Annotated in this window: 25 protein-coding genes and 1 tRNA gene; 13 read left to right on the forward strand and 13 right to left on the reverse strand. The window is 62.5% G+C overall.

Going from position 1 to position 23,178, the window contains the following annotated elements; all coding sequences use genetic code 11:
- Positions 1–60: 60 nt before the first annotated feature.
- From GQ651_RS09695 to GQ651_RS09715, 5 genes are all read right to left on the reverse strand, one after another.
- The gene (locus GQ651_RS09695) at positions 61–1,062 is read right to left on the reverse strand and encodes a DUF3618 domain-containing protein (RefSeq protein ID WP_160764066.1); all 1,002 of its coding nucleotides are present in this window, start codon (positions 1,060–1,062) and stop codon (positions 61–63) included.
- The gene (locus tag GQ651_RS09700; protein ID WP_160764067.1) at positions 1,055–1,456 is read right to left on the reverse strand and encodes a phage holin family protein; all 402 of its coding nucleotides are present in this window, start codon (positions 1,454–1,456) and stop codon (positions 1,055–1,057) included. Before GQ651_RS09700 ends, GQ651_RS09695 begins: the two co-directional genes overlap by 8 nt.
- Positions 1,456–2,004, reverse strand: a complete 549-nt coding sequence (locus tag GQ651_RS09705) for a hypothetical protein (RefSeq protein ID WP_160764068.1) — start codon at positions 2,002–2,004, stop codon at positions 1,456–1,458. Before GQ651_RS09705 ends, GQ651_RS09700 begins: the two co-directional genes overlap by 1 nt.
- A gap of 226 nt (positions 2,005–2,230) precedes the next feature.
- The gene (locus tag GQ651_RS09710) at positions 2,231–3,757 is read right to left on the reverse strand and encodes a phospholipase D family protein (protein WP_227258129.1); all 1,527 of its coding nucleotides are present in this window, start codon (positions 3,755–3,757) and stop codon (positions 2,231–2,233) included.
- 160 nt (positions 3,758–3,917) lie between these two features.
- Positions 3,918–4,418: a DUF4112 domain-containing protein gene (locus GQ651_RS09715; protein WP_319637391.1), complete on the reverse strand. Its 501-nt coding sequence runs from the start codon at positions 4,416–4,418 to the stop codon at positions 3,918–3,920.
- Between the two features lie 80 nt (positions 4,419–4,498).
- Here GQ651_RS09715 and GQ651_RS09720 point away from each other — a divergent pair, with 80 nt between their 5' ends.
- On the forward strand, positions 4,499–5,572 hold the full coding sequence (locus tag GQ651_RS09720) for an AI-2E family transporter (protein WP_160764069.1): 1,074 nt from the start codon (positions 4,499–4,501) through the stop codon (positions 5,570–5,572).
- A 108-nt stretch (positions 5,573–5,680) separates the two neighbouring features.
- On the opposite strand, the gene GQ651_RS09725 is transcribed toward GQ651_RS09720, so the two are convergent.
- Positions 5,681–5,756, reverse strand: a tRNA-Lys gene (locus GQ651_RS09725).
- 146 nt (positions 5,757–5,902) lie between these two features.
- Between GQ651_RS09725 and GQ651_RS09730 the strand changes: the two genes are divergently transcribed.
- The 4 genes from GQ651_RS09730 to GQ651_RS09745 are packed head-to-tail and all read left to right on the forward strand — an operon-like array spanning position 5,903 to position 9,207.
- On the forward strand, positions 5,903–6,469 hold the full coding sequence (locus GQ651_RS09730; RefSeq protein ID WP_160764070.1) for a COG3904 family protein: 567 nt from the start codon (positions 5,903–5,905) through the stop codon (positions 6,467–6,469).
- A 27-nt stretch (positions 6,470–6,496) separates the two neighbouring features.
- Positions 6,497–7,342 (forward strand): diaminopimelate epimerase, encoded by an 846-nt coding sequence (dapF, locus tag GQ651_RS09735; RefSeq protein WP_406565455.1) that lies wholly within the window; start codon positions 6,497–6,499, stop codon positions 7,340–7,342.
- Positions 7,339–8,595, forward strand: coding sequence for a tRNA (N(6)-L-threonylcarbamoyladenosine(37)-C(2))-methylthiotransferase MtaB (mtaB, locus tag GQ651_RS09740; protein WP_160764071.1), 1,257 nt, complete (start codon positions 7,339–7,341; stop codon positions 8,593–8,595). The genes dapF and mtaB overlap by 4 nt, the downstream gene beginning before the upstream one ends.
- A 3-nt stretch (positions 8,596–8,598) precedes the next feature.
- Complete coding sequence (locus GQ651_RS09745; RefSeq protein ID WP_160764072.1) at positions 8,599–9,207, forward strand: FMN-binding negative transcriptional regulator; 609 nt, start codon at positions 8,599–8,601, stop codon at positions 9,205–9,207.
- Here the strand turns inward: GQ651_RS09745 and GQ651_RS09750 are convergent.
- The gene (locus GQ651_RS09750; protein WP_160764073.1) at positions 9,204–9,536 is read right to left on the reverse strand and encodes a four-helix bundle copper-binding protein; all 333 of its coding nucleotides are present in this window, start codon (positions 9,534–9,536) and stop codon (positions 9,204–9,206) included. The two genes, GQ651_RS09745 and GQ651_RS09750, sit on opposite strands and share 4 nt — an antisense overlap.
- A gap of 71 nt (positions 9,537–9,607) precedes the next feature.
- On the opposite strand from GQ651_RS09750, the gene GQ651_RS09755 reads away from it, so the two are divergent.
- The 8 genes from GQ651_RS09755 (at position 9,608) to GQ651_RS09790 (ending at position 17,323) form a co-directional block, all read left to right on the forward strand.
- Complete coding sequence (locus tag GQ651_RS09755) at positions 9,608–10,213, forward strand: glutathione S-transferase (RefSeq protein WP_160765117.1); 606 nt, start codon at positions 9,608–9,610, stop codon at positions 10,211–10,213.
- 185 nt (positions 10,214–10,398) lie between these two features.
- A complete protein-coding gene (petA, locus tag GQ651_RS09760) occupies positions 10,399–10,959 on the forward strand; it encodes a ubiquinol-cytochrome c reductase iron-sulfur subunit (protein ID WP_160764074.1) in 561 nt (186 codons plus the stop codon).
- A gap of 11 nt (positions 10,960–10,970) precedes the next feature.
- The gene (locus GQ651_RS09765) at positions 10,971–12,317 is read left to right on the forward strand and encodes a cytochrome b (RefSeq protein WP_160764075.1); all 1,347 of its coding nucleotides are present in this window, start codon (positions 10,971–10,973) and stop codon (positions 12,315–12,317) included.
- 14 nt (positions 12,318–12,331) lie between these two features.
- Complete coding sequence (locus tag GQ651_RS09770; protein WP_160764076.1) at positions 12,332–13,135, forward strand: cytochrome c1; 804 nt, start codon at positions 12,332–12,334, stop codon at positions 13,133–13,135.
- A gap of 152 nt (positions 13,136–13,287) precedes the next feature.
- Positions 13,288–13,968: a type 1 glutamine amidotransferase gene (locus GQ651_RS09775; protein WP_160764077.1), complete on the forward strand. Its 681-nt coding sequence runs from the start codon at positions 13,288–13,290 to the stop codon at positions 13,966–13,968.
- Entirely contained in the window at positions 13,961–15,319 is a 1,359-nt protein-coding gene (locus tag GQ651_RS09780; protein ID WP_160764078.1) for a glutamine synthetase family protein, read from the forward strand. Before GQ651_RS09775 ends, GQ651_RS09780 begins: the two co-directional genes overlap by 8 nt.
- The gene (locus GQ651_RS09785; protein WP_160764079.1) at positions 15,316–16,611 is read left to right on the forward strand and encodes an NAD(P)/FAD-dependent oxidoreductase; all 1,296 of its coding nucleotides are present in this window, start codon (positions 15,316–15,318) and stop codon (positions 16,609–16,611) included. Before GQ651_RS09780 ends, GQ651_RS09785 begins: the two co-directional genes overlap by 4 nt.
- Before the next feature lie 64 nt (positions 16,612–16,675).
- Positions 16,676–17,323, forward strand: a complete 648-nt coding sequence (locus GQ651_RS09790) for a CDGSH iron-sulfur domain-containing protein (protein ID WP_160764080.1) — start codon at positions 16,676–16,678, stop codon at positions 17,321–17,323.
- Here the strand turns inward: GQ651_RS09790 and GQ651_RS09795 are convergent.
- The 6 genes from GQ651_RS09795 to GQ651_RS09820 are packed head-to-tail and all read right to left on the reverse strand — an operon-like array spanning position 17,320 to position 23,012.
- Entirely contained in the window at positions 17,320–18,363 is a 1,044-nt protein-coding gene (locus tag GQ651_RS09795; RefSeq protein ID WP_160764081.1) for a dipeptidase, read from the reverse strand. The genes GQ651_RS09790 and GQ651_RS09795 overlap by 4 nt on opposite strands.
- A gap of 24 nt (positions 18,364–18,387) precedes the next feature.
- A complete protein-coding gene (locus tag GQ651_RS09800; protein ID WP_160764082.1) occupies positions 18,388–19,119 on the reverse strand; it encodes an SDR family NAD(P)-dependent oxidoreductase in 732 nt (243 codons plus the stop codon).
- Positions 19,116–19,700 (reverse strand): DUF3833 family protein, encoded by a 585-nt coding sequence (locus GQ651_RS09805; protein WP_160764083.1) that lies wholly within the window; start codon positions 19,698–19,700, stop codon positions 19,116–19,118. The genes GQ651_RS09800 and GQ651_RS09805 overlap by 4 nt, the downstream gene beginning before the upstream one ends.
- 2 nt (positions 19,701–19,702) lie before the next feature.
- Positions 19,703–20,965 carry an MFS transporter gene (locus GQ651_RS09810; RefSeq protein WP_160765118.1) on the reverse strand — a complete coding sequence of 421 codons (1,263 nt, stop codon included), beginning with the start codon at positions 20,963–20,965 and terminating at the stop codon, positions 19,703–19,705.
- Entirely contained in the window at positions 20,956–21,720 is a 765-nt protein-coding gene (locus GQ651_RS09815; RefSeq protein WP_160764084.1) for a DUF1365 domain-containing protein, read from the reverse strand. Before GQ651_RS09815 ends, GQ651_RS09810 begins: the two co-directional genes overlap by 10 nt.
- A complete protein-coding gene (locus GQ651_RS09820) occupies positions 21,717–23,012 on the reverse strand; it encodes an NAD(P)/FAD-dependent oxidoreductase (RefSeq protein ID WP_160764085.1) in 1,296 nt (431 codons plus the stop codon). The genes GQ651_RS09815 and GQ651_RS09820 overlap by 4 nt, the downstream gene beginning before the upstream one ends.
- Between the last annotated feature and the right edge of the window lie 166 nt (positions 23,013–23,178).

A 23,178-nucleotide genomic window follows, 5' to 3' on the forward strand; every position in this document is an offset into this window, starting at 1 on the left:
CAAAAACGCCCCCGACCTTGCGACGGGAGCGCTTTCAAATCAGAAAATCGTCGAGAAGTATCAGCCGACCCGGCCGACACCCTGACGGCGGGCCTCGGCCTTGGCCGCATCAGCCACGCGGGACACGGCGTCACCGGCGTCAGGTTTCGCGCCCTCGGACAGAGCGTCGCGCGCTGTCGCCTTGCCTTCATCCACCGCAGCTTTGGCAACCTCTTTGAGCTTGCCCGCCTCCTCGCGGAATACGCGGTTGGCCTCATCGAACAACTGGTCGCGTCGACTACCCAAAACGCGGTCCTCGGTGGATGTCCGCGGCAGGCTGGCGGCCAGAACTGCACCGGCTGCGGCGACCAGGGCACCTACCAGAAGCGGGTTGTCGTGGCTTGTCTTACGGATTTCACGGGCCGTCGCGCTTGTGTGACGCTCAACCGCCTCCTGCGCCGAGATCGCGGCTTCACGCGCGCGACGTACGCGTTCGCGGGCCGCATCCGAAAGTCCGGACGTGCCTTCGTCGATACGGGCACGCAGATCGGATGCGGTGCGGTAGGCGCGGTCGCGCATCGACGGGTTCCGCGCATCTACAGCGCTTCGGCTTCCTTGAAACTCATTACTCATTCTATCTTCCTCCTTCAAAAGGCGGGCGTCTCCGCCGGCAATCGCCGGATCGAATGCGCCTTCGGATTTCATGTCTTTCTCAGCACGGGCCATGCGTTCTTCGAACGTCTCTGAAGACGCTTGCCGGTCAGGCAATCCGCTGACCGTCTCGCGCTGCCGACGATCGTAGGCCGCGACAGACTCACGGCGCTGATCAGGCTGGCGCGCACCGCTTCCAGCAAGAAGCCAGGCGATCCCCGCGCCGGTCAGAGCGACGGCAGCCGGATTCTCGCGCGCCGTCTCGATCAGCTTGGCGCCGATCCCGGCACCTTGCGTCTTGAGGAAAGTAGTCGCCTGATCGACGAGAGCATCCGCCGAAAACTGCGCCTGCAGTGCCTCGATGGACTGCTCCAGAGCCGTTCTTTCCCGCGCGATATCGCGCTCGATTTCCTCGGACCGGCGTTCAGTCATGAAGCTTCTCCTTCATGGTCGCCACGTCGCGTCGGACATTCTCGACCGTCTTGCTCGGTGCGAGGCTGGACAGCTTCAGGTCGTTCAGACCTTTCCGTAGCAGCAGGTAGGCGATCAGCGACAGCGCCACGCCAACAATGAGCGAAGCCCAACCGGGCGCAATACCCAAGGCGGTCAAACCGGTCACGACCGCAGCCGCCAGAACGTTGAGCGCCGTCAGCGCAATGATCATCGCGCCGATAAGCAGCCCAACCGCGACACCGGCACGACCAAGATTCTCGCTGATCTCGCTCTTCGCCAGCGCGATCTCGCTCTGCAAAAGATTGCTCAGATGCGTGACGATGTCGCCGATAAGCGACGCGCTGCCACGCGGGTCGGCGGCGCGCTCCGTCATTACGAGGCCCCCCAGTCGCCATGCTCGTGGCCGGTCGTTGGACGCGTCGTCGTGCGCGTATTGTCGATCGAAGGTGCGGGGAGGGTCGAAACCGCATTCCGCTCCGACGCCTTCAGCATCCGGCCCGCCATGAAACCAAGAACGGCAGCCCCGCCGAAGAACATCAGCGGATTACGGCGTGCAAACTCGGAAAGATCCGACTGTACCGAACCAAGGTCAACGCCACGAACGGCATCGGCTGCATGAGACAGGTTTTCGGCCAGACGGTCGGCGGCAATCCCGGCAAAGGAATTGGGATCGAACGCGCTGCCGGCCTCGCGGACATCGGCCGCGGTGTCGCTCAACCCGCGCGCTGCGCCGCTCTTGGCAGCATCCGCATGCGCCTCTGCGGTACCCCACGCATTTTCAAGCGTCTCTTCGGCCTCGGCCTTGGCGGCTTTCTTGGCTTGGTCGAGATGGCCCTCTGGCTGCGTTTTTGCGGAGGGCTCGCCCTTATCAAGCGGGTCCGAAGTTCCTGCGGAAGCCGCAGTTTTTTGATTTTCAGTCATCTTGTCAGGCATTTGAACCTCCTTGGATGAATTCAGGTCGCAAGGTTGATCGCAACAAGCGCGATCGCGAGAAGACCAATCACGTAGAAGACGTTGTGCATGGCCTTTCCCCCTTGTGCGTTGCCTGACTAACGCGTCCGAAGGTCGGTGGTTCCGTTCGCCCGACCCGCTGACACCGCTAAATTCCGATTGCCCCGATCAGGACGTCGCGCGGACGCAGCGATGTTCAGACAAGCTCGTCAGGCATGAACGGCTCGGCTGCTGCAAGCTCGCGTGCGGCTTCGAGGTCATAGGGAACAAGGAACCCGTTCCGCTCTTCGGGTTTGGCCCGTCCGTTCGCCATGACCAGTTCACCGAGACGGGAATGGAAAGAGCCTTCACGCCCAGCCTTAGGCTCATCGGCAGCATCACCCGTCCAGTGTCCAAGAAGCCGTGACCGAAGCTTCGTCACCGCCGCTTCTTCTGTCAGGTGAACGCCCGCTTCCGTGTCCCAGCGCATACTCCGCCCGTTCAGGTTGGCGGATGAAACAATCGCCTCGCGCGTGTCGAAAATGGAGACCTTCGAGTGCACGTAAATTATGGGCGAGCCACAAAGCGCAGTCCGGTCATCCTTGTCGGACGCGCGCGGCTGGACCGGCGAGCAGATCAGCACGCGGTCCCCGAATGCCTCCTGCAGCTTCTCGATGGCCGTGGCCTGAAGATGCTCTGCCATTTTCGCATCGCGTCCCGTATTTCCATCGAAAGCCACCGTCTCGGGGGCTGCAGGCAAAACGACCACCAGATGCAGGTCTGGCGCTTCGGCCGCACGGCGGGCGAGTGCATCTGCAAGCGGCTGGTGCCGCAGGAATTGCGTCTCGAGATAAATGAAGCGCTCGCTCCGGCCGATGGCTTCCAGATGGGCTGCTTCGATTTCCGTCACGCAGGATTTCGGCGAAACATGGAACGGAGCGATCCCACGTCGCTGCGATAGTGTTCTGACAAAGCCCGGCGCCTGCGCTGTCGGCGCAGTTCTGGCATCTGTCACGGCTTCAAAGGATTCCAGATGTTCCTGGGCCGCTGCAACCACTGGGCCGCTGACGATCAGCTGGACATCCTGCCAGGTGTCGTCCGCCGAACGGTCGTGCTTGAGCCGGTCGAACCGCCGCTCATCGAGATCGAGACCGCCGATATACAGCGTTTTCCGATCGAAGACGGCCAGCTTCTGATGATGGGTCGCAGGCACCAGTTCGAACAGGTCGTTCTCGGACAAATTCCAGAGACCAGGTGTCAGCTTGTCCACCTCTTGCTCTTCGAATTTTTCACGGACCTTTCCCCTCAGCGCCATGCGCGGCACGACGCCGGCGCGGGCACCATGGGTATCGACCCGAAAATTAAGCTGTCCTGCCACCGCGATTTCTTTCGCGATCGCCATCTGCCGAGCGGTCCGCCAGGATTTCCGGTGGTATTTTGCGCCCACGACCGGGTCGAAATCGGTGAGTACGAGCGTGACCGTCACGCCCCGGTTCAGTGTGTGAACCAGAAGGTCCAACCATGTCTCACCAATCGCACGCGCCGCGTCGCTGCGCAGCCGGGTGCGAAGGTCGAAAACACGGAAACCACCAATGATCTCGGTCTCAGCGGTTAGGAAGAGCCGCTCGAATTCCGGAAAGGCTTCGGCCGCCGTCACACACACCTGAACGTCCTGAACCGCAGCGCGAGCCGCGTCCAAAGATGTCTCAGCAGATGTCATGATCGTCTCCAGTTCCCGGCCCATCAGCCCGTTGATTTGTCGTTAGATACAGCAACGCAAACCACCCGGCTTTGGTTTCGCCCCGCGGTAACGTTAATGCCGGCCACATCTGAGAACGCCAGAAGCGTTTCAGCAAACTTGCAGTTGCGACCTCGCCCGACCTGCCGCCTCCTGAAGCTGCGGATTATCTGCCGCGGCTCTTCGCGGCCGAAACCACGCGTTCATCCTGCGTTGACAGGAGCAGCTCTGCCTTGAGCAACTCAAGGTTTTTCCTGTTCGCCTTGAAGAATACGTCAAATACGTCGCCTGCGATCGGTACGCCTCCGATGAAGAAATCCAGGCCACTGTTCACGGCCATTCGGATCAGCGTGCTGCGTCTTGCCCCCACTCGACGACCTTCCACAATCTGCATCACCGCGGGCACGAAGGTCACCGCGCCTCCAAGGCCGGGCACGAGGCCCAGAATAGAGTCCCAGCCGAAGCGTATAGAGGTGCCTGGAATGCGAAACCGGCTGTCGAGCGCCTTTGCAAGCCGGTCAAGACGTGCAATCCGCGCCTCGACGGACCCTGCGGGCCCTTGTGCATCGCCGCGCGTCCCGTCGCGGACATTGTCGAGCGAGTTCGCTCTCTCCTGCTGCCGAGTGGCCATTTCCATCTCCCATGAGCCGTTGGCGAGGGAACGCACCGGGGTATCCGTTGTTCCCCTCTGGCCGTCTGGGAACCGCTGCGGACAGGGCGAGTTATCCTCTCCAAGGAGCTTTCTCGGTGCAAAAACAGTCTCTGAATACGCTATGTCTCGCGTTCATCAGTCTGATGATCGCGGCAGCTGCACTTTGGGCCGCAGAGGAATTGCTCGCGCCCATCTTGGCCGCACTCGTACTGGGTGTGGTCTGCGCTCCGCTCACCGACGGTCTCGAGAAGATCGGCGTGCCTCGCACGGGCGCCGCACTCGTGACGATGATGAGCCTTCTGGCCATTCTTCTCGCCGGCTTCCTGGCCATTGAGCCGACCCTGTCATCTGCCATGCGGAACGCGCCCTTGATCTGGCGCGAGCTCACCGAATTTCTGGAGGAGGTCCGGGCAACGCTGGCTGGCCTTGAAGAGCTGCAGACCACTGTGAACGAGGCGTTTTCCGAGGATGGCAGTCCCTCGACAGCGGCAGAGGGTCCTGCCGGCGACGCGGCGACGGTGGCCGTGCCTGGTGTCATGGAGGCCCTCAGCTATGCCCCGTCGCTCGCAGCCGCCGTGCTGGTCTTTGTCGGAACGCTTTATTTCTTCCTCGTCGCGCGGCTCGATTTCTACAAGCGGATCGGTCAGGTGTCGCAGCGTTTCACCACCGATCTGTTCTGCCGGGCCGAGGCGCGCGTCAGCCGGTATTTCTCGGCCATCACGGCCATCAATGCCTGTTTCGGCATTTGCGTCAGCCTCGTCATGGCGGGCCTTGGCATGTCGAATCCGATGCTATGGGGCCTTGCCGCCTTTCTTCTCAACTTCGTCCTGTACCTTGGACCGGTGCTCTTCGCGATCTCCCTCGTCGTCGGTGGCATCGTACAGTTTGACGGCCCTTACAGTTTTCTGCCGGCGACCATCTATGTCGCGATGAACCTGACCGAAGGGCAGTTCGTGACGCCGGCACTCGTCGGCCGCCACATGCGTGTCAATCCCCTGCTCGTCTTTCTGTCGCTGGTTTTCTGGCTGTGGCTCTGGGGACCAATCGGCGGCGTCGTCGCGATCCCGATCCTCGTATGGGCACTATTTGTTGTCGGAGAGCTCACACAACCCGCCACTCCACAACACGAATTGCTTCAGGCCAACGGACGTCTAGCTGTCGCCGAATAGCTAGGTCTGCAACCGACTTTACAGAAAATTTTGTAACGGGCGGAGAAAAGCCCGGCGCCGGGCATAGAATCCATTCAAAGGACATTGATCGGCTTTCCGGGAAAAGAGTGGTGAGCCGTGCAGGATTCGAACCTGCGACCCACTGATTAAAAGTCAGTTGCTCTACCAACTGAGCTAACGGCCCACTCGGGCGCCGGACGTAAACGCCGGTCACACGACCGTCAAGGGGCAAATACGTCACGCGGTGCAATCCGAACATTTCGAGCGGTTGACTTGGCGGCTGTCCGCAACTCAGGCTCGGACGTCGACGTCGAATAGGTTTTCCCGAATATGCTGTCCCGCCTCCTGGCCGCGCTTGCCCTGATCGCTCTGACCGCCTGTGGCGTTCCTCGGGACGGACTTCTGGTCAGCCCCAGTGCCGAGCCGCTGGGCGGCGGGCTCTTTGTCGAAACGCTTACGGATGGCGAGCAAATTCTGGTGCTTGACGGTGAAATCACCGGGGAGACCTCGTTCCAGTTTCAGGCTGTGCTGCAACAGGCGGATGTCTTCGGGCTTGTCATCGCGCAAAGCCCGGGCGGCAACCTGCTTGCCGCGCATCAGATCGGGCGGGTCATCGCGGCAAACGGAATCAACACGGCCGTTCTGGTCAGTTGCCAATCGGCCTGCGTCGATGTCTTCATTGCGGGACGCGAACGGTCGATCGCCGCAGATGCAGAACTCGGGCTCCACGCTGCTTCGGATCCGGATTTCGGTTACTCACTGGACAAACCTTACTGGTCCTCGTTCGGTCTGTCCGCCGTGAACGACGCAGCCTACAAGGTCCCGTTCGGCAAGATATGGGTCGTCGATGCCGAGCAGGCTGTAGAGCTGCGCCTCGCGACTGAAATCCTGAAGTAACTTAACACTAACATTCTCCCGCCTTATATGGCGGCAATGGTTCGGGATTCGGAAACTTCTGTGCACTTCATGAAGATGCACGGCCTCGGCAACGATTTTGTCGTGATCGACCGTCGTCATGGCGGGCCGCAGGTGACGGCTGCGCTGGTCCATGCAGCAGGCAATCGCCATCGCGGGGTTGGATTCGATCAACTGGCGATCATCGAAAACGACGCCGGGTCTGACGGGCGTCTGGTCTTTTTCAACTCGGATGGTTCGCCATCTGCGACATGCGGGAACGCAACGCGGTGCATCGCCCGGCATCTCATGGACGAGACCGGGAAAAGCGAGGTGCATCTCAGGACCGAGCGTGGCCTGCTGACAGCGCTCGATGTCGGCGATGGCCTGACCAGCGTGAACATGGGGGCTCCGATCCTGAATTGGCGCGCCATTCCCCTGGCGCAGGAGGTGGATATCGATCACCTGCCGATCGACGGCGACCCGATCGCCACGGGCATGGGCAATCCTCACTGCACCTTCTTCGTGGAGAATGCCGAAGAGGTCGATCTCGAGGGGCGCGGATCCGAGATGGAATACCACGAGCTCTTCCCCAAGCGCACCAATGTTCAGTTCGCCAGCGTGACCGCGCCGGACCGGCTGCGCATGCGCGTCTGGGAACGGGGGGTGGGCGTGACGCAAGCGTCCGGGTCATCGTCCTGCGCGGTTGCGGTGGCGGCTGCGCGCCGGGGAATTACCGGCCGACGGGTCGTGATCGACCTTGACGGCGGCGTGATCGAGGTCGAATGGCGCGAGGATGGCGTCTGGATGACGGGTCCGACGAGCCACGTATTCTCGGGAACCTTCACTCAGGCTTTTCTGGACACCCTCAAATGACAGGCGCAGCCCCAAAGTTCACGACGCTCGGCTGTCGGCTGAATGCCTATGAGTCCGAAGCCATGCGCGAAATGGCCGAGGCAGCAGGACTGTCGGATGCGGTCATCGTCAACACCTGCGCCGTGACGGCTGAGGCCGTGCGCAAAAGCCAGAAGGAAATCCGCCGTCTGCGCAGGGAAAATCCCGGCGCGACCGTGATCGTTACCGGTTGCGCTGCCCAGACCGAGCCCGAGAGGTTCGCGGCCATGGGCGAAGTCGATCTGATCATCGGGAACACCGAGAAGATGTCGCCCGAGACGTGGACCGACGCGGCGCGCGGATTCATCGGCGACACCGAGCGGGTGCGCGTCGATGACATCATGTCGGTTACCGAAACGGCGGGTCACCTGATCGACGGGTTTGGACGGCACAGGGCCTATGTTCAGGTTCAGAACGGCTGCGATCACCGCTGCACCTTCTGCATAATTCCCTACGGTCGCGGCAACTCGCGCTCGGTCCCCGCCGGTGTCGTGGTCGACCAGATCAAGCGGCTTGTGGGTCGCGGTTTCAATGAGGTCGTTCTGACCGGGGTTGACCTGACAAGCTGGGGTGCGGACCTTCCGTCGACCCCGAAGCTGGGCGATCTGGTGCGCCGCATCCTGAAGCTGGTTCCGGACCTGCCGCGCCTGCGCATCAGCTCGATCGATTCGATCGAGGTGGACGAGGCGCTGATGGAGGCCATCGCGACCGAGCCTCGCCTCATGCCCCACCTTCACCTCAGTCTGCAGGCCGGGGACGATCTCATCCTCAAGCGGATGAAGCGCCGCCACCTTCGCGACGATGCAATCCGCTTTTGTGAAGAGGCGCGGCGCCTGAGGCCAGAGATGACGTTCGGTGCCGATATCATCGCCGGATTCCCGACCGAAACCGACGCGATGTTCGAAAACTCGCTTCGACTGGTGGACGAGTGCAGTCTCACCTGGCTGCACGTGTTTCCCTTCTCACCCCGGAAGGGGACGCCTGCTGCTCGCATGCCACAGGTCGCGGGCCCGGCGATACGGGAACGGGCGGCGCGGCTGCGTGCCGCGGGCGATGCGGCGGTCGCGCGGCATCTGGCCGAGCAGGTGGGTCAGGCGCATCGCGTGCTGACCGAGAGCGCCGATATGGGCCGAACGGAGCAATTCGCGGAGGTGCGTTTCGAAGCTCCGCAGGCCGAAGGTCAGATCGTAACGGCGCAGATCCGGTCGGTCGACGGCACCCGATTGGCGGCCTGAGCCATGCATCCGAACCCGGCCTTTCGCGCTGAGGATCGCGCGCGCAATGTCGCCTTCGCGCGGGAGCGGGCCTTTGGTGTGCTCGCGGTCAATGCGCCCGACGGCCCCCTCCTCAGCCATATACCCTTTGCGCTGAACGAGGCGGGCAATGCTGCCGACCTGCACCTCGTCCGATCAAACCCAATCGCGCGGCTCGGCGCGGTACAGGCGGTCATCGCGGTTTCGGGGCCGGACGGCTACGTCTCGCCGGACTGGTACGGCGTCGCGGACCAGGTGCCGACGTGGAATTACGTCGCGGTCCACCTCAGGGGGCGTCTCGAACCGCTGGATCACGGCGAAATGCGCGCCATGCTCGACCGGCAATCGGCAGATTACGAGACGCGGCTCGCGCCTAAGACGCCGTGGACGACCGACAAAATGACGCCACAGGTTCTGGACCGCATGATGCGGCAAATCCTGCCGTTTCGCATGACGGTCGAGCGGATCGACGGCACGTGGAAGCTGGGTCAAAACAAGCCCGTCGAAGCGCGACGGGCAGCCGCCGCGCAGATCTCAAGCGGCTTGGGTCACGAACTGGACCGGCTCCGGCGGCTGATGGACGAGGCGGATTAGGCGGCCATACGGCGGCACTCTTCTGCACAAGCTCGGCAGGCGTCAGCACATTGGCGGCACTGGTAATCGTCGTGCTTTTCGCATTCTGCAGCGCATGCCTCGCAAATCTCGGCGCAGGCGCGGCACATGGCCGAATGCATTCGCGAACCGCCCGCACAGAACCGCGCACAATCAGCCGAAGCCATCATCGCGTCCCGGCAGCGCTTCATGCACTCGGTCATCTGCACCTTGCCCGCGCAGTGATCGAGGCATTTCGCGCAGGCCAGCATGCAGATGGCGCAGGCGGTCGCGCATGACTTGTGCGATATGTTCAGGTCCTCAATGTTCATGTCACTCGTATTCCTTTAGTGAAACGCAACAGGACAACATGGCATCTCGAAGGGAGTTCCGGATCATGACCATGCAACTGCTGACCAGCCCCACATCCCCGTATTGCCGGAAAGTGGAAGTGCTGCTCCGCGAAAGCGGTCTGGACAGCCATGTGACCGAGACCAACGCCTCCGGCACACCTCTTGAGCCGAACGCAACGACGACGGCGGCGAACCCGATCGGCAAGATACCGGTACTGATCCGCGACGACGGCCCGGCGCTCTACGACAGCCGGGTTATCTGCAGGTACCTCGATTCGCTCGCGGGCGGGGTGTATTACCCGGAGAAGCGTCTCTGGGAGGTGCTTACGCTGGAAGCCACCGCCGATGGCATTCTCGATGCGGCGCTTCTGATGGCATATGAGTGGCGTCTGCGGCCAGAAGAGATCCGCTTCGAACCGTGGGTAGACGGCCAGTGGGACAAAATCGCCCGTGCGCTCGACGTGATCGAGGCGCGCTGGATCAGCCATCTCGAAGGCCGTCTGGGCATGGGGCATATCGCGGTTGGAGCGGCGCTCGGATATCTGGATTTCCGCCACGATGCGCGCGGATGGCGAACAGGGCGTCCGCTTCTGACAGACTGGTTCACGCGCTTTTCCGAGCGCCCGTCCATGCAAGACACTGTGCCGGCGCTATAGGCCGCCGGTAGTGGTTCGTTAACCGATCAGGGCGACAGTCCGCGACACCCGTCACAAGGGGGGGTGCGCGCGATTGTCCGCTGGACGGTCAGGGGGCTGCCCGCTATTTAGCGCCACAATGCGGTCAGACTCGCCTCTGGCCTGTTACGTCATGGGCCTTGCCCGAACTTTGAATGGAGCAAAACGTGTCGCACGCAGATGACCACGAAGGCACACGCCGTGACTTTCTGTACTACGCCACCGCCGGCGCCGGTACAGTCGCGGCCGGGGCGGCGATCTGGCCGCTGATCAACCAGATGAACCCGTCGAGGGACGTTCAGGCGCTCTCGTCGATCCGGGTCGACATCAGCGGTGTCGAAGAAGGCACCCAGATGACGGTGAACTTTCTCGGCAAGCCGGTTTTCATCCGTCGCCGCACCGCAGACGAGATTTCAGCGGCCCGCGACGTGGACGTTTCCTCGCTTCCGGACCCGATTGCGCGCAACCCGAACCTGACGGGCGACGTGCCGGCGACCGACGAGAACCGTGCGCTTGGCGAAAGCGGCGAGTGGCTGGTCCAGCAGGGTGTGTGCACCCACTTGGGCTGCGTGCCGCTTGGCCAGGCCGGTGACTTTGGCGGGTGGTTCTGCCCCTGCCACGGCTCGCATTATGACACTTCGGGCCGCATTCGTCGCGGACCCGCGCCCGAGAACCTGCCGATCCCGGTCGTGCGGTTCGAAGACGAAACCACCCTCGTCCTTGGATAACGGAGACTGAGATGGCTGGAATTCCTCACGACCATTACGAACCGCAATCCTCGGGCGAAAAGTGGCTTCACCGCCGCCTGCCGATTGTCGGTCTTCTTTACGACACCCTTATGATCCCCACGCCCAAGAACCTGAACTGGATGTGGATCTGGGGCATCGTCCTGACCTTCTGTCTGGCGCTTCAGATCGTCACCGGCATCGTTCTGGTGATGCATTACACGCCTGACACCTCGCTCGCTTTCGCCAGCGTCGAGCACATCATGCGCGACGTGAACGGCGGCTACATGCTGCGCTACCTGCATATGAACGGCGCATCGCTGTTCTTCATCGCGGTCTACGCGCACATCTTCCGGGGCCTCTACTATGGTTCCTACAAGGAGCCGCGCGAGGTCACCTGGATCATCGGCATCCTGATCTACGTCCTGATGATGGGCACCGCCTTCATGGGCTACGTCCTTCCCTGGGGCCAGATGTCGTTCTGGGGTGCAACCGTGATCACCGGTCTCTTCGGCGCGATCCCCTTCGTGGGCGACACGCTGCAGACCTGGCTTCTGGGCGGACCGGCAGTGGACAACTATACGCTGACGCGCTTCTTCAGCCTGCATTACCTGTTGCCGTTCCTGATCGCCGGTCTCGTGATCGTTCACATCTGGGCATTCCACACCACGGGCAACAACAACCCGACCGGTGTCGAGGTGCGTCGCGGCTCGAAAGAGGAAGCGGCCAAGGACACCCTGCCCTTCTGGCCCTACTACGTGATCAAGGACCTGTTCGCGCTGGCCGTGATCCTGGCTGTCTTCTTTGCCATCGTCGGCTTCATGCCCAACTACCTGGGTCACCCCGACAACTACATCGAAGCCAACCCTCTGGTGACGCCTGCGCATATCGTTCCTGAATGGTACTTCCTGCCGTTCTACGCGATCCTGCGCGCCTTCGACGGTGAAGTCTGGGTCGTGATCGCGGCCAACTGGATCACCGGCGGCATCATCGACGCCAAGTTCTTCGGCGTTCTGGCGATGTTCGGCGCGATCGCGGTCATGGCGCTTGCGCCCTGGCTGGATACGTCGAGTGTCCGCTCGGGCCGCTACCGCCCCATGTTCAAGTGGTGGTTCTGGCTTCTGGTCGTCGACTTCTTCGTGCTGATGTGGGTTGGCGCAATGCCGGCCGAGGGTATCTATCCCTACATCGCGCTGCTCGGCTCGGCCTACTGGTTCGCCTACTTCCTGGTGATCCTGCCGCTTCTCGGCGTGATCGAGAAGCCGCTGCCGCAGCCGGAAACCATCGAAGCCGATTTCGAGGCGCACAAATCCAAGACGGGCGGCACCAAGACCGTGGTCAGCCCCACGCCTGCGGAATGAAAGGAACCAATACGATGATCCGTAAGATCGCTCTTTCCGCACTCACGGCTTTCGGGCTCTCCGCTGGCGGCGCTTTCGCCGCCGGCGAGGCGGGACATATCACCGACTACGACTTCTCGTTCGAGGGGCCGTTCGGAACCTATGACCAGATGCAGCTTCAGCGCGGCCTTCAGGTCTACACCGAAATCTGCTCGGCCTGTCATGGTTTGCAGTATGTCTCGTTCCGGGCGCTCGGCTACGAGGGTGGGCCTGACCTTCCCGACGATCAGGTCCGGGCCTATGCCGAATTCTACGAGGTCTTTGACGAGGAACTGGACGATTTCCGTCCCGCCACGCCGACCGACTACTTCCCGCAGTCCAGCCTCGAGAACGCGCCTGACCTGAGCCTGATGGCCAAGGCCCGCGCGGGCTTTCATGGCCCCTACGGCCTGGGTCTGAACCAGCTCTTCAAAGGCATGGGCGGCCCGGAATATATCGCGTCACTTCTGACGGGCTATACCGGCGAGGAAAAGGAAGAGGCGGGCGCAGTTCTTTACGAGAACGAGGCCTATCCTGGCACCTATCTGGCCATGGGTCAGCCGCTTTGGGGCGATGACGTGCTCTATGAGGACGGCACCGAAGCAACCATCGAACAGCAGGCCAAGGACGTGGCCGCCTTTTTGATGTGGACCGCGGAGCCTCAGCTCAACGCCCGTAAGGAATCGGGCTTCATCGCTGTCCTTTTCCTGACCGTGCTGAGCGTGCTTCTGTACCTCACCAACAAGCGCATCTGGGCACCTATCAAGAAGGGTAAGGCCGGCACGACGCCTGCCGAGTAAGCCTTTCGCTTCCGCTTCAAGCGCGCTCCGGACCTCCGGGGCGCGCTTTTTCTTTGGTCATCGGGCATCATTTCCGAATTTGATCAAAAACATCTCTTGTCGAGCCAAGGCGGCAATTATACCGTCTGCTCATCCACTTTTTCTGGTGCTTCATGCTGATTGGTATCTTGCAGGCCGGACACCTCGACCGAGGCGACGTCCCCATGCCTGAATACGATGTCCTATATCCTCAGATGCTGGCCGGCCACGGGTTCTCTTTCAGAACCTGGCGCGTGGTAGACGACGAATTTCCCGATGATGTTCACGCGGCGGACGGCTGGCTGATCGGCGGCTCGCGCCACGGTGTCTACGATGACCTTCCCTGGATACCGAAGCTCGAAAGTTTCATCCGCGAGGCCTATGCCAACGCGGTTCCACTCGTTGGTGTCTGCTTCGGACATCAGGTCATCGCGCAGGCCCTCGGAGGCCGTGTCGAGAAATTCGATGGCGGCTGGCGAGTCGGGCGTACCGATTACGAGATCGAGGGCGAGCATTTCGCGCTGAACGCGTGGCATCAGGACCAGGTGGTCGAGCTTCCGCCCATGGCGACACTTGTCGGCACAGGACCGGGTTGCACCTATGCGGCACTCGCCTACGACGGCAAGGCGTTCTCGGTCCAGCCGCACCCGGAATTCGACGACAGCGTTCTGAAGCCATTGCTTGAGCATCGCGCACCCGGCGTTGTCGAAGACGACCGTATCGCTCCGGCGCAGGAGAAGCTGGGAACAGCGGATGACAATGCCCGCATGGCCGCGCGGATCGCGGCCTTTTTCAAGGAGGCCGCACATGGCTGACTGGCTGAACAATACATCTGATGCCGCGCGCGAATATGTCGGCGAAAGCCGTGTGGACGAGGTCGAGTGCATCATCGCGGACCTGTCGGGCATTGCCCGCGGCAAGGCGATGCCCGCGTCCAAATTCGCAACGCAGGCGCAGTTTTACCTGCCGAATTCCATCTTCTTTCAGACTATCACGGGCGACTGGGGCGAAGCTGCCGGCGAAGAGGGTTTCACCGAGCCGGACATGGTTCTGATACCCGATTTCGACACCACGACCGCGTCACCGTGGAGCAAGGACCTGACGCTTCAGGTGATCCACGACGCCTACTCCAAGTCGGGCGAGCCGATCCCCTTCGCGCCGCGCAATGTGCTGAAGCGGGTAGTCCAGCTTTACAACGACCGGGGCTGGACGCCCATCGTCGCGCCCGAAATGGAATTCTATCTAGTCGCGCGCAATCTCGACCCGTCACAGGAAATCTCGGCTATGACCGGGCGCTCCGGTCGGCCAGCGGCCGCGCGTCAGGCCTATTCGATTACCGCCGTAGACGAATTCGGCCCGGTCATCGATGACATCTACGACTTTGCCGAGGCGCAGGGCTTCGAGATCGACGGCATCACTCAGGAAGGCGGCGCAGGTCAGCTCGAGATCAACCTGCGCCACGGCGACCCGGTCAAGCTGGCGGACGAGATCTTCTTCTTCAAGCGGCTGATCCGCGAGGCTGCGCTGCGTTATGACTGCTTCGCGACCTTCATGGCGAAACCTATCGAGGGCGAGCCGGGCAGCGCGATGCATATCCACCACTCGATCATCTCGACCGAGACGGGGCAGAACATCTTTTCCAACCCGGACGAGAGCGAAAGTCCCGAGTTCATGCATTTCATCGGCGGGCTTCAGCGCTACCTGCCCGCCGCGACGCTGGTCTACGCCCCCTACGTGAACTCCTACCGACGCTATGTGAAAGACCACGCCGCGCCGATCAACCTGGAATGGGCGCGCGACAACCGCACCACGGCGATCCGCGTTCCGGTCTCCGGGCCCGAAGCGCGTCGGATCGAGAACCGCCTGCCCGGTATGGACTGCAACCCATATCTCGGGATCGCCGCATCGCTGGCCTGCGGGTACCTTGGCATGGTCGAGAAGATCACGCCCAAGGACGAGTTCAAGGGCGACGCCTACGACAGCGAGGAGGAAATCCCGCGCGGTGTCTATGCCGCGATGGACGAGTTTGCCGCCTGTCAGCCCTTGCGCGACGTATTGGGCGAGGAGTTCGCCCGCGTTTATGAGATCGTCAAGAAGGCCGAGTATGATGAATTCCTGCAGGTCATCAGTCCGTGGGAACGCGAGCATCTGCTGCTGAACGTATGAACCCGCTTTACCGAAACGACCGGCGGGGCACTTATCCGCCCAGCTACTACGCCGCCACGACAAACATTCCCGCCGAACGCCCGGCGCTCGATGGCAGTATCCGCGCCGATGTCGCCATCGTGGGCGCGGGCTATACCGGGCTTTCGACCGCGCTTCACGCCGCCGAAAAGGGTCTGGACGTGGTCGTCATCGACGCGCACCGAGCCGGGTTCGGCGCCTCTGGGCGAAATGGCGGGCAGGCGGGCACCGGCTGGAACAAGGACCAGATATGGCTCGAAAAGCGGCTGGGACGGGACGACGCGCGAAAGCTCTGGGACCTGACGGTCGAGGCCAAGGCGCTGACCCGGTCGCTGGTGGCCCGGCACGCACCAGACGCCGACTACAAGCCCGGCATCTTTCACGGCGCCTATGACAAATCCGGAATTGAGGAATGGCGGACGCTCTCTGAACATCTGGCCAAGCACTACGACTACCCCTCCGAGATGGTCGAAGGCCGCGAAGCCGTCTCTCGCATCGTGAAGACGGCATTCTATAAAGGCGGCGTCATGGACTGGGACGCCGGGCATCTGCACCCGCTTCGCTATTGCCTGGGTCTGGCCCGCGCAGCCGAAGCTGCCGGCGTCCGCATCTTTGAGCGGACCGAAGCCACTCGCATCGGGAAAGGCGGGATCAGGACACCGAGTGGTACAATCCATGCAGATCACGTTGTATTGGCCGGAAACGGCTATTTCCCCGACCTGCAGGACAAGGTGTCGTCACGCGTCATGCCGATCAACAGTTTCATCGCCGCGACCGAGCCTCTGGGGGACCTCGCGGACGAGGTTCTACCGATGGACGTGGCAGTCGCGGACGACAAATTCGTCGTGAATTATTTCCGCCTGAGCGAGGACAAGCGGCTTCTGTTCGGCGGTCGCGAGAATTATGGCCTGGGCTTTCCGACAGATATTCTGACGGCGCTCAGGGCACGGATGGAAAAGCTCTTTCCACAGATCGCGGGGATCGGGATCGACTATCACTGGGGCGGCACGCTTGGGATCACCATTCCGCGCCTGCCCTATATCCGTCGCATCGACGATCAGACGCTCGTCGCCGCCGGATTCTCTGGCCATGGCGTCGCCATGACCGGCCTTGCTGGCAAGATACTGGCCGAAGCGATCGCCGGAGACGAGGCGCGGCTTGGGCTGGTCAGCAAGCTCCCTGTCGCGCCCTTCCCGGGCGGAAAGCACTCGCGCGCGCCCCTGCTGACGCTGGCGATGACGTGGTTCTCGCTGCGCGACCGGCTGGGCATTTGACAAGCGGCATTGCTGGGGACCAAGTCGGTGCTATCCTTTCGCCGAGCAAGCGAAAGGCCCGACCATGAAACCCATCGAGACCGACGACCTGACGATCCGTTACGATCAGCGCCAGTGTGTCCATGCGCGGGAATGCGTGCTTGGCCTGCCCAAGGTATTCAACACCGATGCCCGGCCCTGGATTCAGCCCGAACATGGCGACACCGAAGAAATCGTCGACGTGATCGAGGCGTGCCCCTCGGGCGCTCTCAGCTATGTCCGGAAAGACGGTAGCGAGGAACCGGCACCACGGGTCAACCGCGTTCGGTTGTGGGAGGATGGCCCGATCGAGGTCCATGGCGACCTGACCGTCAACGGAGAGAAGCGTCGCCGGGTCCTCCTGTGCCGTTGCGGCAAGACCGCAAACCCGCCCTTCTGCAATAATGCGCACCGAAAGGGGTTCGAAGCGACGGGGCTGGTGGCTTTCGATGCCGACAGCGACGAGGACCTGGACGATCGTTCCGGCCCGGTCGAAATCATCGCCCAGGAAAACGGATCGTACAGGATCACGGGGCGCTTTGAGATTATCGGGTCGGACGGTCACCGCATTGCCCGCAAGACCGAGGCTTATCTTTGCCGCTGCGGAGCGTCGGGGAACAAACCCTTTTGCGACGGGTCGCACAAGCGTCTGGGCTTCACCAAGCCGTCGAGCCGCGACGAGACCGAGGCTTAGGCCCCCCAGGTCCTCTCCAGCATCTCAAACCAGTTCCGCCAGCAGATGCGCTCGATCAGCGCGTCGCTGAACCCGTGGTCGCGCATGGCCTGCCGCAGAACGCCCAGCCCCCCGGCGTCCGCGATCTCGGTCGGCACGATGCCGCCGTCGAAATCCGACCCAAGCGCAACATGCGCCTCGCCTGCGTGTTCGATCATGTGGGCCAGGTGACGTGGCATCCACTCCAGCGCGCCCTCGGGCCGCATCTGTCCATCGGGACGCAGAAAGGCGGTGGCGAAATTGAGCCCGACAAGACCGCCGGTCTCACCGATCGCCTTGAGCTGCCGGTCCGTCAGGTTGCGCGAAAGCGGCGTGATCGCATGGGCATTTGAATGGGTCGCGACGAGCGGTACGCCCATGTCGGCCACATCCCAGAAACCCTTTTCGTTCAGGTGGCTCAGGTCGATGACCATTCGCAATTCCGTCGCGCGGCGGATCAGGTGGCGGCCGTCCTCGGTCAGGCCGGGGCCGATATCGCCATCGGACGGGTAGCGGAAGGGGACGCCCGTGCCGAATATCGTCTCTCGGCTCCAGACCGGCCCGATCGAGCGCAGACCGGCGGCGTAAAGGACCTCAAGCGCGGCAAGGTCAGGCCCTATGGCCTCGGCGCCCTCCATATGCAGGACCGCCGCGAGTTTGCCATTGTCCATCGCCGCGCGGATATCGCTGACACTGCGGCACATTCTCAGATGACCGCGCGACTCCAATTCCAGAAAGATCGCCGCCTGCTCAAGAACGACTTTCAGCGCATCCGCCTCTTTCAGTTCCGGAGGATGCGGAATGTCGTAGGTTTCCGCCTGCAGTGCTGCGAGGTCGAACTTACCTTCTCCCGGAACGAAGATCGCGAACAGACCGCCCGCGAACCCGCCCTTAAGAGCCTTGGGCAGGTCGATATGACCCGGCCCACCCTGATGGAAATGGTCAATCGCCTCCGGTCGTCCCCGCCACAGGCGGAAGAGCGCATCGTTATGGCCGTCGAAGATGATGGGGTCGCTGCTCATGCCAAAGGGCTAGCACGCGCGCCCTCAGCCGAACAGGCGGTAATAGACGAAGTCGGGCAGGAATTGGGACACGCGGAAGAGTGACGAGAAAAAGCGGGGGTAGGACTTCGAGAAACTGTCGTCGTGCATGTGCTCGACAAAGTGCCGGGCGGCCTCGTCCGGCTCCATGATGAACGGCATGGAGATCTCGTTCTTGTCGGTGAGACGCGTGCGAATGAAGCCCGGATTGACGAGCTGCACGTCGATACCAGTCTTTCGCAGGTCCATGTAAAGCGTTTCGGCCATCGACATGATCCCCGCCTTGGACGCGCCGTAGCCGTTCGCCCCAGGCAGACCGCGGAAGCCCGCCAGAGAGCCTGTCAGAACGATATGGCCGGCATCCCGCTCGACCATCGCCGGGATGACGTGACCCAGCACACGTGCGGCACCAGTCAGGTTGATGTCGAGCATCTTGACCACCTGTTCGGCGTTCCATTCCTGCGCCTTCTGAGGCCAGTAGACGCCGGCGAGAAAGACGACGCCGTCCACGTGACCGGCAGCTTCGGCCGCCTTGGCGACGCTTTCGTCATCCGCGACGTCCACTGGTACGACTTCGGCCTTGCCGGGGCATTCCTCGGCAAGTGCGTTCAGCTCGTCCTCGCTGCGTGCGCTCAGGATCACCGTGGCGCCGGTGGCAGAGATCTGCTTGGCGACCGCCCGGCCAAGCCCTGCGGACGCACCGACAATCCAATACCGTTTACCGCTCCACTCTCTCATGCTGCCTCCAATTGCTCGTCCACGGCCTCCATCGGGCGGATCGTGGCGACCAGTTCGGCAACCTTGATCCCGAATTTACGAAACTGGCTTCGGTTGATGATGGTTCCATTGTCCGTCAGGTACATCCAGTCGATGGCGTCGAGGACATGCCCCCCCGAAGCCTCGGGCAGGCGGATGCGATAGTTCAGCATGACGCTGTGCCCCGCCTGACGCCCGCGGCCGATTCCGACAAGGTCATCCGCTTCGGCCCGGATCGCGCCCGCATCATCGACGGTCAGACGCCACTCACGGTCCTGCGTGTCGCCGTTGTCATACAGAAACCGCTCGGTCATCCGCCCCGTGTCACCGTCCCATGAGGCGTGGAACTCGGCCACGAAGCGTGACGAGACGCGGCCCGTCGGTCCGAAGATCACGCCCTCGCAGGCCATCGGCCCGTTCAGCACCTGCCGGATGTCGAAAGGCGGCTCGCCATTCCTGTATTCGGCGGGCACCTGGGCGGCGAAGCCCAGTTGGTTGGCGCGTAGCCAGAAGGCGCCAAGCGCCAGGATCAGTCCGAGCAGAAAGGCCAGAACCAGTTCCATCGTCATACCTCCTTCAGGGTCCTGGCAGCCTGCGCGCCGTCGATCGGCGTCGTCGCAAGCAGCGCAAGAGCGAAGAGTTTCAGGATGCAGGGCAAAACCGCGTACATCAGGGTGAGTGTGAAGAGCGCCTCACCGGGGGGCGAGGCCGTGGTATCGCCGGTCTGGAAGCCCTGCAGTTCGAGAAGCGGCAAGAGGGTCACCGCCGCGAAAGCCAGAGTGAATTTCGACACGAAGGACCAGAGGCCGAAGCCCTCGGCTGCCTCCGGCGCAATCCGTTCGAGACGGGCTGCGAACATGGCCGGCAGAAGCGTCAGATCAGCCCCGAGCGACGCTCCCGATGCAAGGCAGATCAGCGCGAAGAGGACCGCGTCTCCCGGTCCAAGAAGTGCGGCGCAGCCGAAGGACAGGATGGCCAGTATCATGCCGGCGATGAGCGCGGGCTTCGGGCCTACTGCAGCCGCTACGCGGCCCCAGACCGGGGCGGCGGCTGCAGCGGCGAGGAAGAAAAGGAGCAGAAGCGGCCCCTCCCAACCCGGCGCCTCCAACCGGCTTTCCACGAAGAACAGGAAGAGCGTCGAGGTGACGGCGACCGGCGTGGCATTCACAAGAGCGATCAGGAGCAGACGACGCGCCAGCGGATCGGAGAGGATCGGGCGGATACCGGGCGTGCTCGCCCGGTCGGTCGCGCGCCATTCGCGCCGCATACCGATAACCGCGAGGACCGCCACACAGGCAAAGGCCCATGCGAACGTGCGGAACGGCGCGTCGGTCAACGCCAGAAGCGCAACAGGCGCGACGGCAGCGAGCGACACGCCCAGAAGTGCCCCGGTCTCGCGCCATGCCGCAAGTCGGACATGCCCGCCCTCGCCCATCGCATCTGCCTTGGACACGCCTTGGGCGTAGAAGGTTATGGTCAGAAAGCTGAATCCCGAGAAGAGTCCGGCAAGCGTCAGCGCGAACCAGAAGATCGGCCGGATCGGCGGCGTCACGCCAAACAACCCGACCATGGACACGGCCATCAGACCAGACCCTACTGCGACCGCGGCCGCCCTATGGTGCCGCAAGCGGCGGCTGAGCCAGCCGAGCGCCGGATCCTGAAAGACGTCGAGGAGGCGGAGCAGGAACAGGACAGTTCCGAGTGCGGCAAGGCTGACACCGAACTCGTCCACATAGAATTTGGGCGCGTGGATATAGATCGGCAGACCCGCCGCCGACAACATCGCCGCAAATACCGCGTAGGACGGCAACCGTTCACTCACCGCGATACCTCGTCTGCGGGCGGCTCGGGCCTTGCGCTGAAGGTGGCACCTTTCCACCAGAGCTTAAGAGCCTGCCAGTGGATCAGACCGAGAACCCGACGCGACCCAAAGGGCCTGCGGACCAGAGCGCGCAAAATCCGGCCGGTCGTCAGCGGTCGGCGGTGCCCTGTGAGCGTCGCCAGAAGCCCGCCATTCCCGGTCTTGTAGTCGATCCAGATGCCGATCCGGTCGTCGGTGATATCGAAGCGAAAGGTGTAGTCGCCTTCCACCGGCTGAAACGGCGAGACGTAGAAAATCTTGCGCGCATGCAGCGTATCTTCGCGCCCGATGGGCCGAAGGTCGTCATGGTGGCAAAGGTAGGAATGCCGGTCGCCATAGGTGTTCGTGACCTCGGGGATGACGACCCGCAGCGCGCCCTCGGCATCGCGGATCAGCCAGAAGCTGACCGGATTGAAGACATGTCCCCAGATGCGCGGTTGCGCCAGAAGTTCGATCCGCGCGGGCACGAAACTGTCCAGACCGGCGTCGTCCAGAACCCGTCGCACCCATCCGGCGCCGTCCCCCGAGCCCGGCTGCCCGCCATGGTCGCTGTCGTGAAGCGAAACAATACTGCGCCGATTTCGCCGGAACGGGAAAGGTGCGCGCACGGGTTTTTCCGCATCGAGAAGCACGTAGTCGATGCTGTAGCGAAACGCGTTCTCCAGATCGCCTCTGCGTCCGTGAAAGGTCGTGCCGTCGATATGATCGACGCGCCCAGTCATTCGGCGGCGATCGGAAGCGCCGTACGGTTTCTCAGCCCATGGACCACGTCAACCGCCGTGGCCAGACCGTCTTCGTGGAAACCGTTCCGCATCCACGCCCCCGCGAACCAGGTGCTGTTCTGCCCGTTGATCGCGCGGATCGTGTCCTGCGCAGCAATGGCAGCCGCGTCGTAGACAGGGTGGCGGAAGGTCGTTTCGTCATGGATGAGCTCGTCACGGATTGGCGCATTCCGGTTCAGCGTGACGAACAGCGGATCGTCCTTCGGGATCGGCTGAAGAGAATTCATCCAGTATGTGAGGTCGATGGGCTGATCGGGCGCTTTCCCCGTGTCGACATAGCTCCAGGAAGACCACACCTTCCGGCGCTTCGGCATCGCGCTTTCGTCGGAATGCAGAACTGCCGTATTCGGCTGATACCGGACCGAGGACAGCGCGGTGCGCTCGACGCCCGTTGCATCGCTCAGAAGTCGCAGGGTGTCGTCGGAATGGGTGGCAAAGACCACCTCGTCGAAAGCCTCCCATTCGCCGCCGGTCACGCGGACCTGAACGCCGAATTCCGTGCGGCGCACGCCCGCGGTCGGAGCGCCAAGACGGATGTCGACGCCCCGCGCGTCCATCGCCGCTTCGAGCCGGCGCACATATTCGATGGAGCCGCCCTTGACGGTGTACCACTGGGGCTGGGTGTACCACCCGAGAAGCCCGTGGTTCTTGAAGAACCGCGTCATCGTTTCGGCCGGGAAATCGGTGATGCGCCCGGTCGGCGTCGACCAGATCGCACCCGAGAACGGCCGCAGGTAGTAGTTCAGAAACCACTGACCGAGGCCCAGTTCGTCGCAGAGATCACCGACGCTATAGCCCGGCCGTGTCGCGGCCTCGGCCAGCTTGTTGAATTTCAGAATGTCCCTGATCATGCCGACGAAGGACGGGCTGAACAGATTGCGTCGCTGCGCAAAGATCGTGTCGAGACCGGCCAGCCCATATTCCATGGCGCCGCCGCCGATCGAGACGCCAAAGCTCATGTCGCTTTCGGCCACGGGCACATCCAGGTCGTGGAAAAGACGGCTCAGGTGCGGGTAGTTCCGGTAATTGAAGACGATAAATCCAGTGTCCACGGGTTGATCGCCCCGTTTTCCCGCGATGATCGTCCTCGCATGACCGCCCAGCCGAGGCTCGGCCTCGAACAGAACGACATGGTGGTCTTCCGACAGATGATAGGCTGCACCCATGCCCGATATTCCGCCACCGATCACAGCTACACGCCGGGTCGAGGCGTCACGAGTTTCAAAAGGCATCAGCCACTCCAGTACTTCGGTCTTGAACGTCCTACGTGGAGCGCTGCCTAGCAGATTAAACTAACCGAATGTTTTTCTTTTTTGATCCGGTCTTCATGACGCGGCGTAGACCTGATGAATGCTTATGGACGGACAACTCCACGATGAGCGTGCAAAGCGCGCTGCG

This window comes from Kangsaoukella pontilimi (assembly GCF_009830125.1).
Lineage (GTDB): Bacteria > Pseudomonadota > Alphaproteobacteria > Rhodobacterales > Rhodobacteraceae > Kangsaoukella > Kangsaoukella pontilimi.